Annotated in this window: 16 protein-coding genes; all 16 read right to left on the bottom strand. The window is 64.1% G+C overall.

All coding sequences use genetic code 11. From position 1 onward, the window contains the following. Positions 1-102: 102 nt before the first annotated feature. Entirely contained in the window at positions 103-369 is a 267-nt protein-coding gene (gene fliQ, locus FJ936_RS06180) for a flagellar biosynthesis protein FliQ (protein WP_013893193.1), read from the bottom strand. Between the two features lie 13 nt (positions 370-382). Continuing rightward, a complete protein-coding gene (gene flgD / locus FJ936_RS06175; RefSeq protein WP_015315891.1) occupies positions 383-790 on the bottom strand; it encodes a flagellar hook assembly protein FlgD in 408 nt (135 codons plus the stop codon). Further along, on the bottom strand, positions 790-1233 hold the full coding sequence (gene flbT / locus FJ936_RS06170; protein WP_015315892.1) for a flagellar biosynthesis repressor FlbT: 444 nt from the start codon (positions 1231-1233) through the stop codon (positions 790-792). The genes flgD and flbT overlap by 1 nt, the downstream gene beginning before the upstream one ends. Next, on the bottom strand, positions 1230-1577 hold the full coding sequence (gene flaF, locus FJ936_RS06165) for a flagellar biosynthesis regulator FlaF (protein WP_015315893.1): 348 nt from the start codon (positions 1575-1577) through the stop codon (positions 1230-1232). The genes flbT and flaF overlap by 4 nt, the downstream gene beginning before the upstream one ends. 28 nt (positions 1578-1605) lie before the next feature. After that, on the bottom strand, positions 1606-2649 hold the full coding sequence (locus tag FJ936_RS06160) for a flagellar hook-associated family protein (protein WP_140789078.1): 1044 nt from the start codon (positions 2647-2649) through the stop codon (positions 1606-1608). 3 nt (positions 2650-2652) lie between these two features. Next, on the bottom strand, positions 2653-4107 hold the full coding sequence (gene flgK / locus FJ936_RS06155) for a flagellar hook-associated protein FlgK (RefSeq protein WP_140619438.1): 1455 nt from the start codon (positions 4105-4107) through the stop codon (positions 2653-2655). Positions 4108-4134: 27 nt separating this feature from the next. Further along, positions 4135-5394 (bottom strand): flagellar hook protein FlgE, encoded by a 1260-nt coding sequence (locus FJ936_RS06150; protein WP_015315896.1) that lies wholly within the window; start codon positions 5392-5394, stop codon positions 4135-4137. 79 nt (positions 5395-5473) lie between these two features. Continuing rightward, complete coding sequence (locus tag FJ936_RS06145) at positions 5474-6142, bottom strand: response regulator transcription factor (protein WP_015315897.1); 669 nt, start codon at positions 6140-6142, stop codon at positions 5474-5476. 223 nt (positions 6143-6365) lie between these two features. Further along, a complete protein-coding gene (locus tag FJ936_RS06140; RefSeq protein ID WP_181171169.1) occupies positions 6366-6953 on the bottom strand; it encodes a transglycosylase SLT domain-containing protein in 588 nt (195 codons plus the stop codon). Further along, a complete protein-coding gene (locus FJ936_RS06135) occupies positions 6883-8262 on the bottom strand; it encodes a flagellar hook-length control protein FliK (RefSeq protein WP_140789080.1) in 1380 nt (459 codons plus the stop codon). Before FJ936_RS06135 ends, FJ936_RS06140 begins: the two co-directional genes overlap by 71 nt. Beyond that, positions 8259-9626, bottom strand: coding sequence for a chemotaxis protein MotC (locus FJ936_RS06130; RefSeq protein WP_140789082.1), 1368 nt, complete (start codon positions 9624-9626; stop codon positions 8259-8261). Before FJ936_RS06130 ends, FJ936_RS06135 begins: the two co-directional genes overlap by 4 nt. Continuing rightward, entirely contained in the window at positions 9623-10987 is a 1365-nt protein-coding gene (locus tag FJ936_RS06125; protein ID WP_141906226.1) for a MotB family protein, read from the bottom strand. The genes FJ936_RS06130 and FJ936_RS06125 overlap by 4 nt, the downstream gene beginning before the upstream one ends. Continuing rightward, positions 10984-11604: a hypothetical protein gene (locus tag FJ936_RS06120; RefSeq protein ID WP_140789086.1), complete on the bottom strand. Its 621-nt coding sequence runs from the start codon at positions 11602-11604 to the stop codon at positions 10984-10986. The genes FJ936_RS06125 and FJ936_RS06120 overlap by 4 nt, the downstream gene beginning before the upstream one ends. A gap of 3 nt (positions 11605-11607) precedes the next feature. Continuing rightward, the gene (gene fliF, locus FJ936_RS06115) at positions 11608-13257 is read right to left on the bottom strand and encodes a flagellar basal-body MS-ring/collar protein FliF (protein ID WP_023781317.1); all 1650 of its coding nucleotides are present in this window, start codon (positions 13255-13257) and stop codon (positions 11608-11610) included. Between the two features lie 126 nt (positions 13258-13383). After that, a complete protein-coding gene (locus FJ936_RS06110) occupies positions 13384-14454 on the bottom strand; it encodes a flagellin (protein WP_015315904.1) in 1071 nt (356 codons plus the stop codon). 275 nt (positions 14455-14729) lie between these two features. After that, entirely contained in the window at positions 14730-15725 is a 996-nt protein-coding gene (locus tag FJ936_RS06105) for a flagellin (protein WP_015315905.1), read from the bottom strand. Positions 15726-15846: the final 121 nt, after the last annotated feature.

Raw genomic sequence — 15846 nt, 5'->3', positions numbered from 1 at the left:
TCCGGGCGAAATGCATTAGCCGCAACCCGGACGCCTGCTAGCTGCGTTCCATCCCGGCGCAAATCTGGGCGGAAGCGTCGAGCACCCCTTGCTGGAAATCGCTCAGAAACCGTTCTGGATGCGCTCGAAGATGACATTGGTGAAGGCCGATATCTGGCCGCCGATGAAGGGACCCGTAAGCGCCACCACCAGCATGATGGCGACGATCTTGGGAACGAAGGTCAAGGTGATTTCCTGGACCTGCGTCAACGCCTGGATCAAGGCGATGCCAATGCCGACCGCCATGGCGACCAGGACCACCGGAGCGGATGCGGTCAGCACCGTCCACACCGCATACTGGACGATGTCGAGTGCGTCGGCCTCATTCATGTCGGCGGTTGGCCTAGCTCGCCGGCTTGATCGACACGCCCGCGCCGACAGGGACCGTGGTGCCATCCTGCAACACCGCGATCAGTCCGTTGCTGCCAAGCGTAACCGACGCCACCGTGCCCGTTGTCTTGCCATCGGCCGAGGTGATGTTGCGGCCTATGAGAGCGTCGGCCTGCGACAGCGCCGAGGACTGCATGATCTGGTCGAGCTTGGTGTTGGTCTGCACCGATTGCTCGACCTGGGAGAAGGTGGCGAGCTGGGCGACATACGCCGTCGAATCCATCGGTTTGGTCGGATCCTGGTTCTTCATCTCCGCGATCAGAAGCTTCAGGAAGGACTGATAGTCGACCGCCGTCTTCGAGGTCGGCGTGGTGGTCTGGTTGGCGCCAACCGGCACCGTCGTCGTCATGTCCACGGTCATCAGTATCGTGCTCCCACGGCCAGCGGGCGCGCGGCGCCCGGAACATCGTCATTGCCGCCAAGCGCGCGGCGTTCGAGAGGATAAAGCGAACGGATCGCCTTCAAGGCCTCGTAGATGTGATCCTCGCCGACCATGCGGTCGACCTGTTTCAGCGCGCTGCCGATCTCGGCGTCTTCGAAACTTGCAATGAGCAGTGGCAGCGAGCGGCGGAACATCTCGCGCGCTTCGTCGGCGCCAGCGGGGTTTATCAGCATGACCTGCACGATGAAATAAAGCTGCCGCAATGGCGTCGACGCGTCGTCTGCTTGGATCACATGGCTCTCGAGCAGGAACTGCACGTCGTTCATCAGCTCGATGGTGACCTTGCGGTCGACGCGGATGACCGCGCCGTTGATGTAGATCTTCTCATTGGGCTTCAGCGATAACTTCAACGTGTTGGTCATTGAATGCCGTCGCGGATGATCTGGGATACTTCGATCAGCCCCTCGAAATTGTCGGTGCGGCCCTGGCGGATGTCCTCGGCCTCACGCAGCAGCCACAGGCCGATAGAGATCAGGTTGGCGCGCAATTCCTTGGGGAGCGCATTGTCGCTGGAGCCGAGATCCTCGACGAAGGTGGTCCAGACGCGATTGGTGAAATGCAGCGCCTCCACCGCCTCCATCGAATGCTGGCCTGCCGCGGCGGCGGCCGACAGCATGTCGATCGAGCGGGTCAGTAGGTCCCGCTCGCGGTCCTTGGCGTCCGCGACGGAGGTGCTCTGAACGTCGGCGTAGGAGAATTGGTACATCGGTGGCTCTACCGTTCCGCTGGAGGTGTCAGGTCAGGTAATTCAACAGGCTGAGCTGCTGCAGGCGCGCCGTCAGGGCGAAAGAGGTCTCGATATGCTGCGTCAGATTGGCGACGCGGGTCGCCGCTTCCGCCGGATCGACTGCCTCGAGATCCAGAATGTGGCGTTCGAACAGGTCGATCTGCGTCTTCATGCGGTCGCTGGCATCGGAGACGCGCTTCTGCACGATGCCGGTCTGGGATTGGACCTGGGCGATGCCGCTCAGCGCCTCGCCGACCAATTTCTGCGAGTGGTCGATGATGGTGTCCTTCGCCGCCTGGCTGATGTTGGTGGACATCAGGCTGGAGACCAAGGCCGCCGCCATGGCGAGCTTCCTGATGCCGTCGCTGTTGGCCCCGGTCGAGGTCTCGGTGGTTTCGTTGAGCGCGATGCGGCTGACGATCTGCTGGTCGGTCGCATTCGACATGTTGGTCTGCCAGCCCGCGCCGAGGAACTGCGGCGTGACATCGTTGGTGATGAAATCGTCCATCTGGGCCGCGGTGATGTTGGCCGCGGCCGGGTCACTGGGCGGGAAGCCGAACTTGGCGACGAAGGAGGCGTCAAAGGCAGCCTTGGCGGGAGAGCCGGCGGCCGTGAAATCGTTGATCGGCTTGACGTCGGTGTTGGTGCCAGCGAACAGATATTCGCCGTTGACGCTGGTGTTGAGGATCGACGTAAGCTGCTGGATCGTTGTCTGGCCGGTCGATTGGGTCAGGCTGTCGGAGTTGTCGCCCGACGACGCGGTGGTCAGGCTGGACAGGAAAGTCTGCGCGACGTTGGAGAGCTGGCCGAGCGAGGTCTGGGTGGATGAGAGCCGGGCGGCCACCAGTCCGTTGGAATCGACAACGACGTTGAGCCGGTCGAGGTCGCGCGAAAAGGTGACGGACTGGGCGGTACGCCCACCAAGTGCCAGACCGACATCGGCGACCTTGCCGGTCGAGGACTCTTTCGTGGCTTTGACGAGATCGGCCTGCATGCGCATCTGCTGATAGCGCATGGCATTCGTAAGGGCAGCAGAGGAGACAAAGGTCATGGCTTATCCCACCGCGCTCAACAGCGCCGTCATCATGTCGTCGATGGTCTTCATCATCCGGGCGGATGCCTGATAGGTGTGCTCGAGATCGAGCATCAGCGACATTTCCTGATCGACATTGACGCCCGTTGCGTTGGACAAGGCATCGGCACTGCGCTGTGCCAGGGCTTCCTTGGCGTCGGCGGCGGTCGAAGCCTGCTGACGAACGCCCTGCAACCAGCCGATCGAATTGGCGGCGTAGTCGGCAACGCTGGAGGTTGCCGAAATCCCGGCCGAGGGATCGAACGTCATCGGTTTGTCCAACTGGTCGCCATAGGCGACCAGAAGGTTGGAGTATGAAGCCCCGCCAGTGGTGTTGGCGACGTAGGCGACGCCATTGGCGCCCCCATCGCGCAGCAATGTCGGGTTGCCGCCAGTGCTGGGATCCATCGCGGCATTGATCTTGATCGTTCCAGCAAGGCCGTCGACGAGCGTGCCCGCGGCTGGCACCGCCGGTGCGCCCGACCAGGTGAACAGGCCCGCCGCATTGGGCATCGACGGTGCCGTTTCGGCAAAGGCGGTGATCAGGCCGCGCGCGGTTTCGTCGAGCTGGCTTTGCATGGTCGAGGCGACGCCGTCGCGCAATTGCAGCAGGCCGGCAATGGTGCCGCTGGCGGTGGTGTTGCCGCCGCTGCCCGCCGATACCGGTACGTTGTCGATATAGACCGTGTTGCCGGCCGCACCCGCGGCATAGCCCGAAGACGGAGCGAAGCTGACGGTGCGTGGGATCGTCTCGAACAATGTCGTGCCGTCACCCGTGGTGATGACCATGTCGTTGTCGCCACGCGTGAAGGTCGACACCGGAATGTAATTGGCGATCTTCTTCAACAATGCGTCGCGTTGGTCGAGCGCATCGGAAACGTCGGTGCCTGAACGGGTTCCGGACATGACCGCGGTGTTGGCATCCTGGAACTGGTTGAGCAGCGAGTTGAGATCCTTGACGGCGGTATCGATCTGGCCGTCGGTTTGGGTACGAAAATCCTGAATGGCCTTGGAGCCTTCATTCAGGGACCGCACGACCTGTTTGGCCGCGTCGATCACGCTCGAGCCAAGATTCTGGTTGGACGGCGAGGTGGCGTATAGCTGCAGCGCCTGCTGCAGATTGCCGATCGCTGTCGAAGGCGAGGAGGCGTTGTCGACGCCATTCACCGATACGTCGAGCTGATCCATGCCGTTGTAGAGCGCGCTCTGGCCGGCATAGGCGGACAGAGCGCCGAGGTTCTGGCGAAACAGCAGGTCGTTGGCCGCACGCTGGACATCAACCGAACGCGCGCCGGGCGTCGTGCTGGTGACCAGCGCGATGCGGCGCGAATAGTTCGGATTGTCGGCGTCTGCCACGTTGCGCGTGACGACGCTTGTCTGGCGCGAGGTGGCCAGAAGCGCCGATTGGGCGATGCTCAGTGCGGAGGAAAGCGACATGCTGGTCTTTCACGGGCGAAGCCCGGTTTATCTCTTCAGGTTGACAAGGACGTCCATCAGGTCGGAACCGGTCTGGAAGACTTTGGAATTGGCGGTGTAGCTGCGCTGGGCCGCGATCATGTCGGTCAATTCCTCCGCGATATCGACGTTGGAATTTTCGAGCGCGCCCGAGATGATCGAACCGGCCTTGCCTTCGTTGGCAAAGCCGACACGGACCGCACCGGAGTCGGTGCCTTGCGCGTAGACATTGCCAGGCAGCGCCTTGAGCTGGTCAGGGCTCTGCACGTCGGCCAGCGGAATTTTGTAGAGCGGCTTGGAGGTGCCGTCCTTGTACTGGGCGTAGATGGTGCCGTCCTTGCTGATCTGCACCTTGTCGATGGTGCTCGGCGCGTTGCCGTTCACCTGGGCGTCGGTGACGGTGAAGCCGGTGCCGAGCTGGGTCAGCTTTGACAGGTCGAGGGCAAGGCTGGCGCCGCCCGGTACGGTGAATGAAACGCCGGTCGGGGTGCCGGTGAGCTTGCCGGTGGTGGTATCGAAGGTCAGGTTGGCCGTGCCCAGGGCGCCGCCGGCAGCGTAGGGGAAGCCAGTTCCGGCCGTCGCCTTCGACTGGTCGAAGACCGCCACCTCCCAGGTGCCTGCGCCGGTGTTGGTGAAATAGACGTCGAGCAACTTCTTGTTGCCGAGATTGTCATAGGCGACCATCGACGACTTCGAAGTATACTGCGCTCCCGCCGAGTTCGTGCTGGGCAGGTTGATGGCAGCGACCGGTGTCGCACCTGCCGGCAGATTGCCGCTGAAATTGCCTTGGGTGCTCGGCGTCGCGGTCAGTCCCTGGTCGGAGATGACAACCGGCTCGAGACCTTCGAAGCCGTTCACCGTGGCCGCCGGCGTGCCATTGGCGTAGCTGTAGGCCATCAGCTGGAAACCGGCGGCATTGACCAGCCGGCCCTGTGCGTCGGGGACGAAGGCGCCGGCGCGGGTCAGGAAAGGCGTGCCGCTTGGATCCTGGACGACGAAAAAACCATCGCCGCTGACGGCAAGGTCGGAGACCGAGGTCGTGTATTGAAGCACGCCCGGATCGCTGACCGCCTGGCGGATTGTGGTGGTGACGCCGCCGGAATTATAGGCGCCACCGGTCGACGGCATGATCAATGTCGAAAATTCGGCCGAGGACCGCTTGTAGCCGGTGGTATCGGAGTTGGCGATGTTGTCGGCTGTCGTCGACAGGCGGTTCGCCTGGGCGTTCATGCCCGAAACGCCGGTCCGCATCATTCCGTAGAGGCTCATCGAGATGTCTCCGCAATATCCATGCCACTGGCTTCGAGGCTACGCGTCCTGTCTTGCGCGAGGCTGGCGCGGTGCCGCATCAGAACACGAGCCGGTAGCCGAGGAAGCGCTTGGAATCGATCGGGTCGGTGCCCAGCTTCTCGCGCAGTTTCTTGCGCAACTTGCTGATGTGGCTTTCAACCACGTTCTCTTCGACCTCTTCGTCGAAGATGCCGTAAATGGCATTGAACACCTGGGTCTTGGTGACGCGGCGGCCACGGTTGCTCGCCAGATATTCCAGGATACGGCGCTCGCGGCGCGGCAAGGGCAGCGGCTGCCCGTCGATCTCGGGATCGCGGCCGTCCATGAAGATGCGCATGGCACCGATCTCGGTATAGGCGACGTCCTCGCTGGCGCGGCGGCGGATGGCGGTGATGCGGGCCAGGATTTCGCGGATGTGCACCGGCTTGCGGATGACGTCATCGACGCCGCTCTCGAACAACCGCAGCGTGTTTTCCAGCGAATGCTGCTCGCTGAGCGCAATGACCGGAGCTCCGGTGCGGTCGCGGATCTGGCGCGGCGAGATCGCGCCGTCGCGACAGTCGCCGATCAGGAAGGCCCGCACCGATCGCAGATCGGTGTCGGCGGCCGAGTTGACCCACTCGCCGAACTCGCCCGGCGCGAAACCGGCGCAGGCGATCCCCTCGCGGTCGAAAAGTGAATTGTAGCCCTCTGTCACGAGCTCTCGCTCGTCAACGATAACGATCATCGGCCCCGCCTCCGAATCAGCATATTTGCCCCGTGGGGAAAGGCGTATCCGCTGGCGGGAATCCTGAACAACCGTCATTTCTTGTAACTAGTTTCTTGGGAGTCCGGAATCGCGTCGGTTGCATTAGCGTGCAGCCAGATATGCTTGGGGGTCCAAGTCTCGGCCAAGTCGAATCGATCGCTTCGCAGCCACGGGACTGATGTATTAGAAGTGGAAAATGCGCTTACGGGTTGCAGAAGGCGCGTGCGTTCGTGGTCCATTTGCCGAAGCCGGTGGCCACCATGTTGGCGATCACCCTGCAGACATAGACCTTCTGCGCCGGGTCGTTGTCGGGTCCGGCATGATAGCGGGCGACGGCCATGGACCAGGTCTCATGGCGGGCATGGAGGCTGGCCAGGAAGCGTGCCGCGTAGTCGACGTTCTGGCGCGGGTCGAGCATGTCCTCGACGCTGCGGAAATGCGAGGCATGGTAGTGATGGTTGATCTGCATGCAGCCGAGATCGATCAGCGTCTTGCCCTCGCGCTGGGCGTTGGCGAAGGCGGCAAGCGCTTCGTCCCGGCTTCTCGGGAAGACTGCTTTTCCCTCTATATTCAAGGCATTGGGTTGAAGGCTGCCCTTGTTTCCGGTTTCCGTCAACCCGACGGCATAGAGGATGCCGGCAGGCACGCCATAGCGGTCGGCGGCACGCAGGATCTCGGGTTCGCAAGGATTGGTGGCGGCGCCTGCGCTGCTCGCGAGGCTAGATAAAAACACCGCCGCCAGCGCGCTCGCGAGAAGGCGAAGCGGCGCGGCCATGTGCTTGCGCTTCATCATGATTACCCCTTGCGGATTGCTGACCTGACTGCTGGCCGCCGGTTCCACTGTTGCCGCCGCCGGAATTTCCGGGCTGGAAGGATGACGGATCGCGGCCGGGTGCAGCGCTCATCGAGGCGGTTGCATCCGTGCGGGTTGTAGAGGGAATTGCTACCGAAGGTTGCAGAATGGTGACCTTGTCAACCTCGAAGCCCAGCCCGCGCAGCGACTTGATGATCGCCTCGCTGTCACTGGAAAGCCGGCGATAGGCATCGTGTGTTTCGGGCTTCAATTCAATCGACAGTTGTTCTCCGGAGAGCCGAAGATGGGCCGTCACCATGCCCAGTTCGGCCGGGTGAAGTTCGATCTTCAACACATGTGTCGGAACGGCAACAGAGCCTGCCAGCTGCGCGGTCGCGGAAGCCGTGGAAAGCGCCTGGTTCGGACCGCCATCGGCTGAAATGGCGCCGATCACGTTGAGGGCTGCCTGGCTTATCGGTGCCTGCGGCGGGGCGGGGAAGCTGCGCTCGGAAACGACGTCGATGCGTGCCGCCGCCGACTGCTGTTTTCCCGGCTCGGACCGCAACGAGGACTGGAGATCGGCGATCGATTTCAACTGCGGCGCCGCCTGCTTCGTCTCCACGCCCGGCACGTCCGCAGGCGCCTCGGGCAAGGGGCCGGCCGTGACCATACTGTCATGTTTAGGCGTGCCGGCGGCATCGTGAATGAGCCGGCCGTCGAGTTTCGTCAACGGTCCGTCGACCAGCGATACCCGCTCGGGCTTGGCCATGGGTTCGAGACCGTCACGCCCGGCGGCGGATTTCTGCCGGTAGGCCTTCGGCGGAAGCTGTCCAACGACCGCGGCGTCCTGTCCCGTTCCGGCCGCGCTCTGGTCGGCCGTTTTGGCCGATGTCGAGAAATGGCGCAGGTCATGAAACGCCATCAGCAGCGCTAGATGCTCGTCGAGCGGCGTCGCGCCCGATTCGGCGGCCGGCGCGTCGGCATCGGCATCCTTGCCCGTCCCGGCGTCCTTGCCGTCCTTCATGGATTTCGCGGCAGACCATCCGCTCGGCGTGGTCCTTGCCTTGCCGGCGGGCCTAGGCTCGTCCTCGCCTGCCTTTGCCGCAAGCTCCGCGGCAAGCTTGCTCCACCGCGGATCGCGGGAGCCTGGCTCGGCCGGTGGCTGCTTCTCCGAATGGGCGGGGCTTGTGCCGCCGTGCACCATCTCTCCGAACCCGGTGTCCTCCTTCTTTCCGGACGCGGCCGGCTGCTCGGCCATGCGCGCGGCGGTAAATCCTGGCAGGGCCGGGCCGAGGCTGGGGGTCATTTCGGGGCGGCTCCAAGCATCTGGTCGATCAGGTCTAGCTGTCGACGGGTTTTCGTCATGGCGGCGTCGGTCGGATCTGTCGTGTCGGCGCTGGCCGCGACCGCCGGGGCCGATGCCGGCAGGACGGTTGCCGCGTCGGTTGTCGGCGCGGATGCGTTCGGCGCAGCGGGCGCCGCCGCCTGGGGCGCCACGGCCGGCTTCTCGGACACGGCACCCTCGACAGGTGGCAATCCGGCGGCATCCGTGGTCGATGCAGCCGCAATTTCGGGTTCGGGCGATGGTACGACCGGCGCGGGCGCCGGATTTGCGACCGGAAGGGAAGCAGGCGGCGCCACCACTTCGCCGGCGATGGCCTGGGCCGCGTCGAGCAAGGCCCGGTCGCCGTCCGATAATTTGCCGCGGTCGATCTTGCCAAGTTTGGTGCGCACGTCCTCGATCGTATCGGAGGTCACCGTGGACAGGCTGGAATAGAGCAGGGCGCGCGGATCGCCCTGATTGGTGTTGCCGTCGCGACCCTGTTCGGCCCGCGCCGAGGCGAAGGCCGACAAGTCACTCATGCCGTCAATTGCGGCGCGGCGAGCGATACGCAGATAGATCACCTTCTCGCGCTCGGGGTCCATCATCGAGGTGATGTCGGCCAGCTTGTCCTGGCTGATCGACATATGCAGTGCAATGACGCCGGAAACGAAGGAGTCGGCGAACTGGCTGGCGTAAGGCGAATAGAGGTAGCGCTCGACATATTGGGTGGAGGCAAGCGCGAACCGCGCCGCGTCGCCCTGCGTCACGGCAATGCCGACCGAGCGCCGCAAGGCCGCTTCCTCGACCAGAGTGCCGGGGCTGAGCAGCTTGGCTTCATCGAGCAGCGTGAGTGCGGCCGCCGGCTGATCCGTGGCAAGCAATGACCCTTTGACCAAAGCGAGGAACGCGCCGAGGTCGCCTGGCAGGGCCATCGGGTCGATCGGCCTCAGGGCTTCGATCGCCTCGCCTGGCCGGCCGTTCAGATAGTCGATCACCCCTTTGGCCATGGCAAGGTTCCGCGGATCGGAGGCGGCGCGCGATACGGCCGCCTCGACGGTCACCGGATTGCCGCCGCTCATGCCGTAGACCAGCAACGCGCGAAAATTCTTGGGATCCTTGAAATCCTCGGCGTCCGCCGCGCGCAAACGCGCATCGGTCATCTCGAGCAGCTTGGCCTGCATCGGCATCGCGGCATGATCGCCGGCCGCGATGCGGTCCTGAACGAGCTGCAGCGAGCGGACCAGCTGATAAGGCTGCAGCGTGTCCTGGGCGAGGCCCGCAGACGGACAAGCCGTGGCCAGCAGCAACAGGCCTATCATGCGGCTGGTGAGCGCCGCCCGTTTCATCCGCCGGTTGCCATCAGGATCTCGATGCGGCGGTTGGCCGCCGACAGCGGATCAGCCGCATCCTTGGGCTGGCGATCGGCGAAGCCGGCAACCTCGGTGATGCGGCGTTCATCGACGCCGCCACGCACGAGCATGTAATAGGCCGAGTGCGCGCGCGCCGTCGACAGCCGCCAATTGTCGTAGCTGGCACCGCGGAAGGGACGCGCATCGGTGTGACCGTTGATGCTGATGGTGCCTTTCTGGCCGTTGACGATGCGGCCGATCTTTTCCATCGCCAGCACCAGTTCGCGGCTCGGCACCGCCGAGCCGACCTCGAACATGCCAAAGTCGAGCTGATCGGTGATGGAGATGACGACACCCTTGTCGGTGGCTTCCACCGAGACGCCGTCATGCAGCTTGTCGCCGGGCTTGAAGGCATCGGCCAGCTGCTGCTTGACGTCGGCGGCGGCCTTCAGCGCGGCGGCGGTCGGAGCCTTGTCCGTCTCGGATTTTGCGGCCTCCTGCTTCGCTGCGGCCGTGTCCGCCTTGGCCACATCCGCGGCCTTGCTGTCTCCAGCCTCGGCCTTGGTATCCCTGGCCTTGGCATCAGCAGTCTTGGCCATTGTCGCCGCGGCGTCCTTGCCGTCCCCGGCTAGGGGCTCCAGTGGCGCATCCTTGATCGGCGGCGCCGGCGGCACGGCCTTGACCTTAGCGATCTGTGTCTCGGCAGCCTTGTCGCCGGGCTTGAGCGGATCGCCCTCGACCCTGGGGCGCTGGGCACTCGCCTCGGCGCCGGGCGCGGCGACCTGCTGCGACCAGAAGTCCGGCTCGAAAGGATCGCGGTAGGACGCGCCACCCGAGGCGCCCGTCGCCGGGCCGGAATTCTGCGCGCCGCCATCGCCCTTCTGGCTGACATTCTGCATGACGCCGGTATCCGTGGCGATCTCCGAAAGCACCGCATAGGGGTCGGCGAAAAGATGCTCGTCGGACTGTTGCGACTGCTGCGGCTCCTGCTCCTGTTTGCGATTGGACGAGCCCGCGGCGCCGGTGCCGTCCTGTCCAGCCTTGGTGGTCGCTTCCTGCGGGTCGTCGGCCGTCGGCCCGGCCGTGCGCGGTCCATTGCCGAGATCCTTAAGGCCCTTGCGGCTCGACTCGCGGTCGACCAGCTTGACGGGGTTGAAATAGCTGGCGACGGCCGTCTTGGTCTGTTCGTTGGCGGCATTGATCAGCCACATGACCAGGAAGAAGCACATCATCGCGGTCATGAAGTCGGCGAAGGCGATCTTCCAGACGCCGCCATGATGACCTTCGTCGTGGTCGTCATGGCCGCGCCGCACGATTATGATCTCGTGCCTGCCATGATCGGCTTCGGCGACGCTCATGACAGGACCTCGGACAGGGTTACCGACCATTCGGCCATGCGCGTCTCGAACACGGCCTCTTCGATGGTGATCATCAGGTCGAAGCCGGGCGCCTCGATGAAGTCGAGGTTTGCGGCGCGTGACCCAAGCGACGCCTTCAGCGTTTCGAACAGCGAGAGCGGCCCGCGAACGGCGATGCGCACCGCTTCGCCATCGCCAACGGCTTCGCGGATCGCGCCGGCGAGCGCTTCGAGCGAGCGCTTCCGCAGATCGTCGCTGACAACGCCGCCGATGATGCGGGCGACCGTGGCGGCGACAAGATCCGTCACGCGCGCCTCCATGGCGTCGATGCGCGACGAGACCGCCTTGCCGACATCGCCGCCGAAACTGTCGAGAAAGGCCTTCGCTTCCTCGGCATTTGCCTGGCGTTCCGCTTGCAGCGCCGCTTCATGGGCCGCGGCAAGCCGTTCGCCGAGCGCCGCCTCCGCTTGGGCAACGGCTTCGGCGATCAGCGTGCCGATATCGGCCGTCGGTGCTGCCGCCTCGGGCTTATTCTCGGCGGTGGCCTGCGGCTGGCTGGCGCGTTGCGCGCGCGTGCCGAAATCCGGGAGAAGATCAAAGAGGGCTGCGGAGGGCATGGTCTACGCCGCGACTTCCTGGGCCGCCCATTTGCGCAGGATCTGCGCGGTGCGTTCCTCGTTGATGTCGACCATGCGGGCAAGCCGCTCCTGCGGGGCCGGCCTGATCTTCTGGCGCAGATCGTCGAGCGGGGTGGCGCCGGCGCGCGTGCCGGGCAGAGCACCAATGGCGGCACCCGCATCGGCGGAAGCGGCTGCCTCCGGAGTGGGCAGGGAGCGCTGGACCTCATCGAAATTGGGGCCTGCTATAGCGGGCGTCGCCTTTGCCGTCAGCGCGGCCGCCATCGGCCGCAGGCCGAAGAAGGCGACCAGGAACACCACCACGATGAAGGCGCCGGCATTGATCAGCGTGCCGGCATGCTGGCCGATGGAATCGAGCATTCCCGCCTGTGGCACCGCCTCGCCGTCCAGCCCGTCGATGAACTCGACCGCCGAGACGTCGATGACGTCGCCGCGCTTGTCGTCGAAGCCGGTGGCGGAGCTTACCATCTTCTGGATTTCGGCGACGCGCTTGGCGATCTGGTCCGGTGTCGCGTCCTTGCCCAGGATCGTCTTCAGCCGGTCCTGGTTGACGACGACGGCGATCGACATCTTGGTGACGCTGTAGCCATTGGAGACGGTGGCGATCTTCTTGGAGTTGATCTCGTAGTTGGTGATCTCCTCCTTGCGGTCGTTGGCCGAGGAGGTCTGCGGACCTTCGGTGCTGGTCGCCTGGGTCTCCGGCAGGTTCTGCTCGACGCTGGCCGGGGTCGAGGCCTGTTTCTGGTTGCTGTTCTCGTTGGCGCGCACCGATTGCACCGAGCGCTCGACACGGGACTCCGGATCGAAGATCGTCTCTTCGGTCTGGCGGGTGTCGGTGTTGACATCAGCTTTTACGCTGGCGCGGAAATTGTCGGGCCCGAGATAGGGCGTGAGCGCGCGGCGAATGTTGTCGCCGATCTGCGCCTCCACGGTCTGCTCGACGCCGAGCGTGCGAGCGGCACTGGTGTTGGATGGATCATCGCCCGCGGCCAGCAGATTGCCGTTGGAATCGAGCACCGTCACCTTGTCGGCCGACAGGCCAGGGACTGCGGCGGCGACGAGATGGCGGATCGACATGGCGCTCTTCTCCGCGTCGATGCCGGCGTAGCGGATGACGACCGACGCGGAGGGCTGCTGTTCGTCGCGACGAAAATTGGCGCGCTCGGACATGACGATGTGGACGCGCGCCGCCTTGATACCCGATATCGACTGGATGGTGCGGGCGATCTCGCCTTCAAGCGCGCGCACCCGGGTGATCTGCTGCATGAAGGAGGTGAGGCCCATCGCGCCGACATTGTCGAACAATTCGTAGCCGGCATTGGCGCTGGTCGGCAGACCCTTTTCGGCAAGCAGCATGCGCGCCTGCGCCGTGGTGCCGGCCGGAACCAGCACGGAGGTTCCGTCGGCGCCGACGTCGAAGCCGATGCCGGCCTCGCCCAGCACCAGGCCGATCTGGTTCACGTCGGAGCGATCGAGCCCGACATAGAGCGTGTCGTAGGCCGGGCGGTTGAGGTAGACCGAGGCAATGCCGATGACGCCCATCACCAGGACGGCGATGCCCGCCAGCATGGCCAGGCGCCTGACGCCAAAGCCGCGGAGATTCGAGATGATGCTCTGGATCTGTTCCGGCACGATTGAGCGACTCCCAGCATGACTGTCCGCCGGAACACTAGCTCCCGAAGCTTGTGCGAAAATGAAATCGGGCCGCGCTTGAGGCGCGGCCCGTGAATTTCGAAGTATCCGTCAGCTAGGCCAAGGTTAGCCGTTCTTGAACAGCGACAGGATCGACTGCGAGGAGCTGTTGGCGATCGACAGCGACTGGATGCCGAGCTGCTGCTGGACCTGGAGCGCCTGGAGGCGGGTCGATTCCTTGTTCATGTCGGCATCGACGAGCTGGCCGACGCCGCGATCGATCGAGTCCATCAGGCTCTGCGTGAAGGTCTTCTGCAGGTCGATGGAGCTCTTGGCCGCACCGAGAATGGTGGCGGAGTCGGTCAACTGGCTCATGACCTTGTCGATCTTGCCGACCATCTGGGTGATGATGTCGTCGGTCACGCCGGCCGCGGTGATATCGAGGTTGTATGCGGAAACATTGTCGATCCTGGGAACCACCGCCCCGGCCGCGGTCTGGCCGGCGGTGTTGGCGGCAATATCCGTGCCGCCGCCGGCGATTGCGGCCGCATAAGCGGTATCATACAGGTCCTGGGCGGCCGCCGTGGAATAGACCGAGGTCTGGCGGTCAAGCGTGCCCTGGTTCTTGACGGCGGTGGAGAGACCGGAATCGAACAGCTTGGTGCTCTCGACATCGATGTCGATCGTCCCGAGCGAGATGGCGCCCGACGATGAGCGATTGAAGGACGACACGATCTTGGCGTCGGCCTGGACGCCATCATTGGCGGCGGCGACCTGCGTCGACGTTACCGAAAGATAATTCGAGCCCGAAAAGGTGGCGGCATCGGCAAAGGACTTCATCTGCGCCTGGAGTGCGGTGATTTCAGTCTGCGTCTTTGCCTTGGCGGCACCCGTCTGGCCGATGGTCGAAAGCAACTTGGTCTTGATCTTGCCGATCGTATCCAGCGCATTGTTCATGCCGGTATAGGCAGTGTCGACTTTCGAGGCGCCCAGGCCGAGCGCGTCCTGGACTGTCGACAGCGCCTGGTTGTCGGAGCGCATCGTCGTGGCGATCGACCAGTAGGCGGCGTTGTCGGAGGCCTCGGAGACCCTGTAGCCCGTCGAGATTCGGGACTGCGTTTGCTCGAGCGACTTGTTGGTGGCGTTAAGGCTTTGAAGTGCGGTCAACGCCGCGGCGTTCGTCATGATGCTCGCCAAGAAACTCGCTCCTTTTTCCAGACCGGTCTTTCTCAAACCGGCGTTGCCCTCGCGAGCCGCTCGACCCGCTCGTGGATTACCGTCACCCGATCGGGCCGATTCGGCAATCCGTTGTAAGTCATTGGTTAACCATGACTAGCGCGTTATGGTTAACGGCCTGTTAAAAGCCAGCTTTCGAGGGTTAAGAAACGAGGGTTGCGCGGGGCTGGAGCAAACGCAAAACGGGCCGCGCTTTTGGCGCGGCCCGTTTGCCTGGTTTGATCGGTCGAGAGGGATCAGCCGCGGAAGAGCGACAGGATCGACTGCGACGAGCCGTTGGCGATCGACAGCGCCTGGACGCCGAGCTGCTGCTGAACCTGCAGGGCCTGGAGGCGGGTCGATTCCTTGTTCATGTCGGCATCGACGAGCTGGCCGACGCCGCGATCGATGGAGTCCATCAGGCTCGAGGTGAAGGTCTTCTGCAGGTCGATGGAGCTCTTGGCGGCGCCGAGCTTGGTGGCAGCGTTGGTCATGCCCTTCAGCGCGGCATCGACGACGTTCATCATAGCCTGGATCTGGGTGTCGCTCGCAGCGGTGGTGCCCGAGAAGATCTTCAGGCTGGCGACCGAATAAGTGTCGGTGGCCGCCGCGGCAGCGCCCAGGGTCGGGTTCGAGGCCGCGGCCGCGACGCTGCCATCGGTACCGAGGCGGTCGGCGTCGAGGATACCCTTCGTCACGCCGGCAGCAGTGCCGGCTTCATACAGCTTGATGCTTTCCACGTTGACGTCGATCGTCGAGATCGAAACCGCGCCGGTTGCGCTGCGGTTGAAGGCGGAAACGATCTTGACGTCGGCCGCGGTCGTGGCGGTGGCGCCGCTGTTGACCGAGAGCATGTTGGTGCCGGAGAAGGTGGCGCCATCGGCATAGGCCTTCAACTGCTTCTGAAGAGCGGCGATTTCGACCTGGGTCTTTTCCTTGGAAGCGTCCGTCTGGCCGTAGGATGCGGTCAGCTTCTGCTGGATCTGGTTGATGGTCGTGATCGCGCTGTCCATGCCGGTGTAGGCGGTGTCGACCTTCGAGGCGCCGAGGCCGAGCGCGTCCGAAACGGTGGACATCGCCGAGTTGTCCGAGCGCATCGTGGTGGCGATCGACCAGTAGGCGGCGTTGTCCGACGCCTGGGAGACGCGATAACCCGTCGAGATGCGGGCCTGGGTGGTGTCGAGGTTCTTCTGGGTGGCGTTCAAGCTCTGCAGAGCGGTCAACGCCGAGGCGTTGGTCATGATACTGGCCATGGCTACTCGTACCTTGTTTTACAGGATGTTTTTTGCATACCGGTTTGTCCGGTATGACGGAGCGGCATCATGCCAATGACCGTTGCGTTTGGGTCACCCGCCATCTGCGAGCGACTATGGC

This window comes from Mesorhizobium sp. B2-4-13, assembly GCF_006658535.1.
Taxonomy (GTDB): Bacteria; Pseudomonadota; Alphaproteobacteria; order Rhizobiales; family Rhizobiaceae; genus Mesorhizobium; species Mesorhizobium australicum.
The sequence above is the reverse complement of the archived record's forward strand: the minus strand, read 5'-3'. Positions and strand labels throughout refer to the sequence as shown.

Bases quoted from the DNA above. Each gene is read 5' to 3' on its own strand.
- FJ936_RS06120 (WP_140789086.1), bottom strand. From the start codon at position 11,604: ATGCCCTCCGCAGCCCTCTTTGATCTTCTCCCGGATTTCGGCACGCGC.
- flgK (WP_140619438.1), bottom strand. From the start codon at position 4,107: ATGTCGCTTTCCTCCGCACTGAGCATCGCCCAATCGGCGCTTCTGGCC.
- FJ936_RS06160 (WP_140789078.1), bottom strand. From the start codon at position 2,649: ATGACCTTTGTCTCCTCTGCTGCCCTTACGAATGCCATGCGCTATCAG.
- FJ936_RS06140 (WP_181171169.1), bottom strand. From the start codon at position 6,953: ATGAAGCGCAAGCACATGGCCGCGCCGCTTCGCCTTCTCGCGAGCGCG.
- FJ936_RS06125 (WP_141906226.1), bottom strand. From the start codon at position 10,987: ATGAGCGTCGCCGAAGCCGATCATGGCAGGCACGAGATCATAATCGTG.
- flgD (WP_015315891.1), bottom strand. From the start codon at position 790: ATGACCGTGGACATGACGACGACGGTGCCGGTTGGCGCCAACCAGACC.
- FJ936_RS06105 (WP_015315905.1), bottom strand. From the start codon at position 15,725: ATGGCCAGTATCATGACCAACGCCTCGGCGTTGACCGCTCTGCAGAGC.
- fliQ (WP_013893193.1), bottom strand. From the start codon at position 369: ATGAATGAGGCCGACGCACTCGACATCGTCCAGTATGCGGTGTGGACG.
- flaF (WP_015315893.1), bottom strand. From the start codon at position 1,577: ATGTACCAATTCTCCTACGCCGACGTTCAGAGCACCTCCGTCGCGGAC.
- flbT (WP_015315892.1), bottom strand. From the start codon at position 1,233: ATGACCAACACGTTGAAGTTATCGCTGAAGCCCAATGAGAAGATCTAC.
- FJ936_RS06135 (WP_140789080.1), bottom strand. From the start codon at position 8,262: ATGACCCCCAGCCTCGGCCCGGCCCTGCCAGGATTTACCGCCGCGCGC.
- FJ936_RS06150 (WP_015315896.1), bottom strand. From the start codon at position 5,394: ATGAGCCTCTACGGAATGATGCGGACCGGCGTTTCGGGCATGAACGCC.
- FJ936_RS06130 (WP_140789082.1), bottom strand. From the start codon at position 9,626: ATGAAACGGGCGGCGCTCACCAGCCGCATGATAGGCCTGTTGCTGCTG.
- FJ936_RS06145 (WP_015315897.1), bottom strand. From the start codon at position 6,142: ATGATCGTTATCGTTGACGAGCGAGAGCTCGTGACAGAGGGCTACAAT.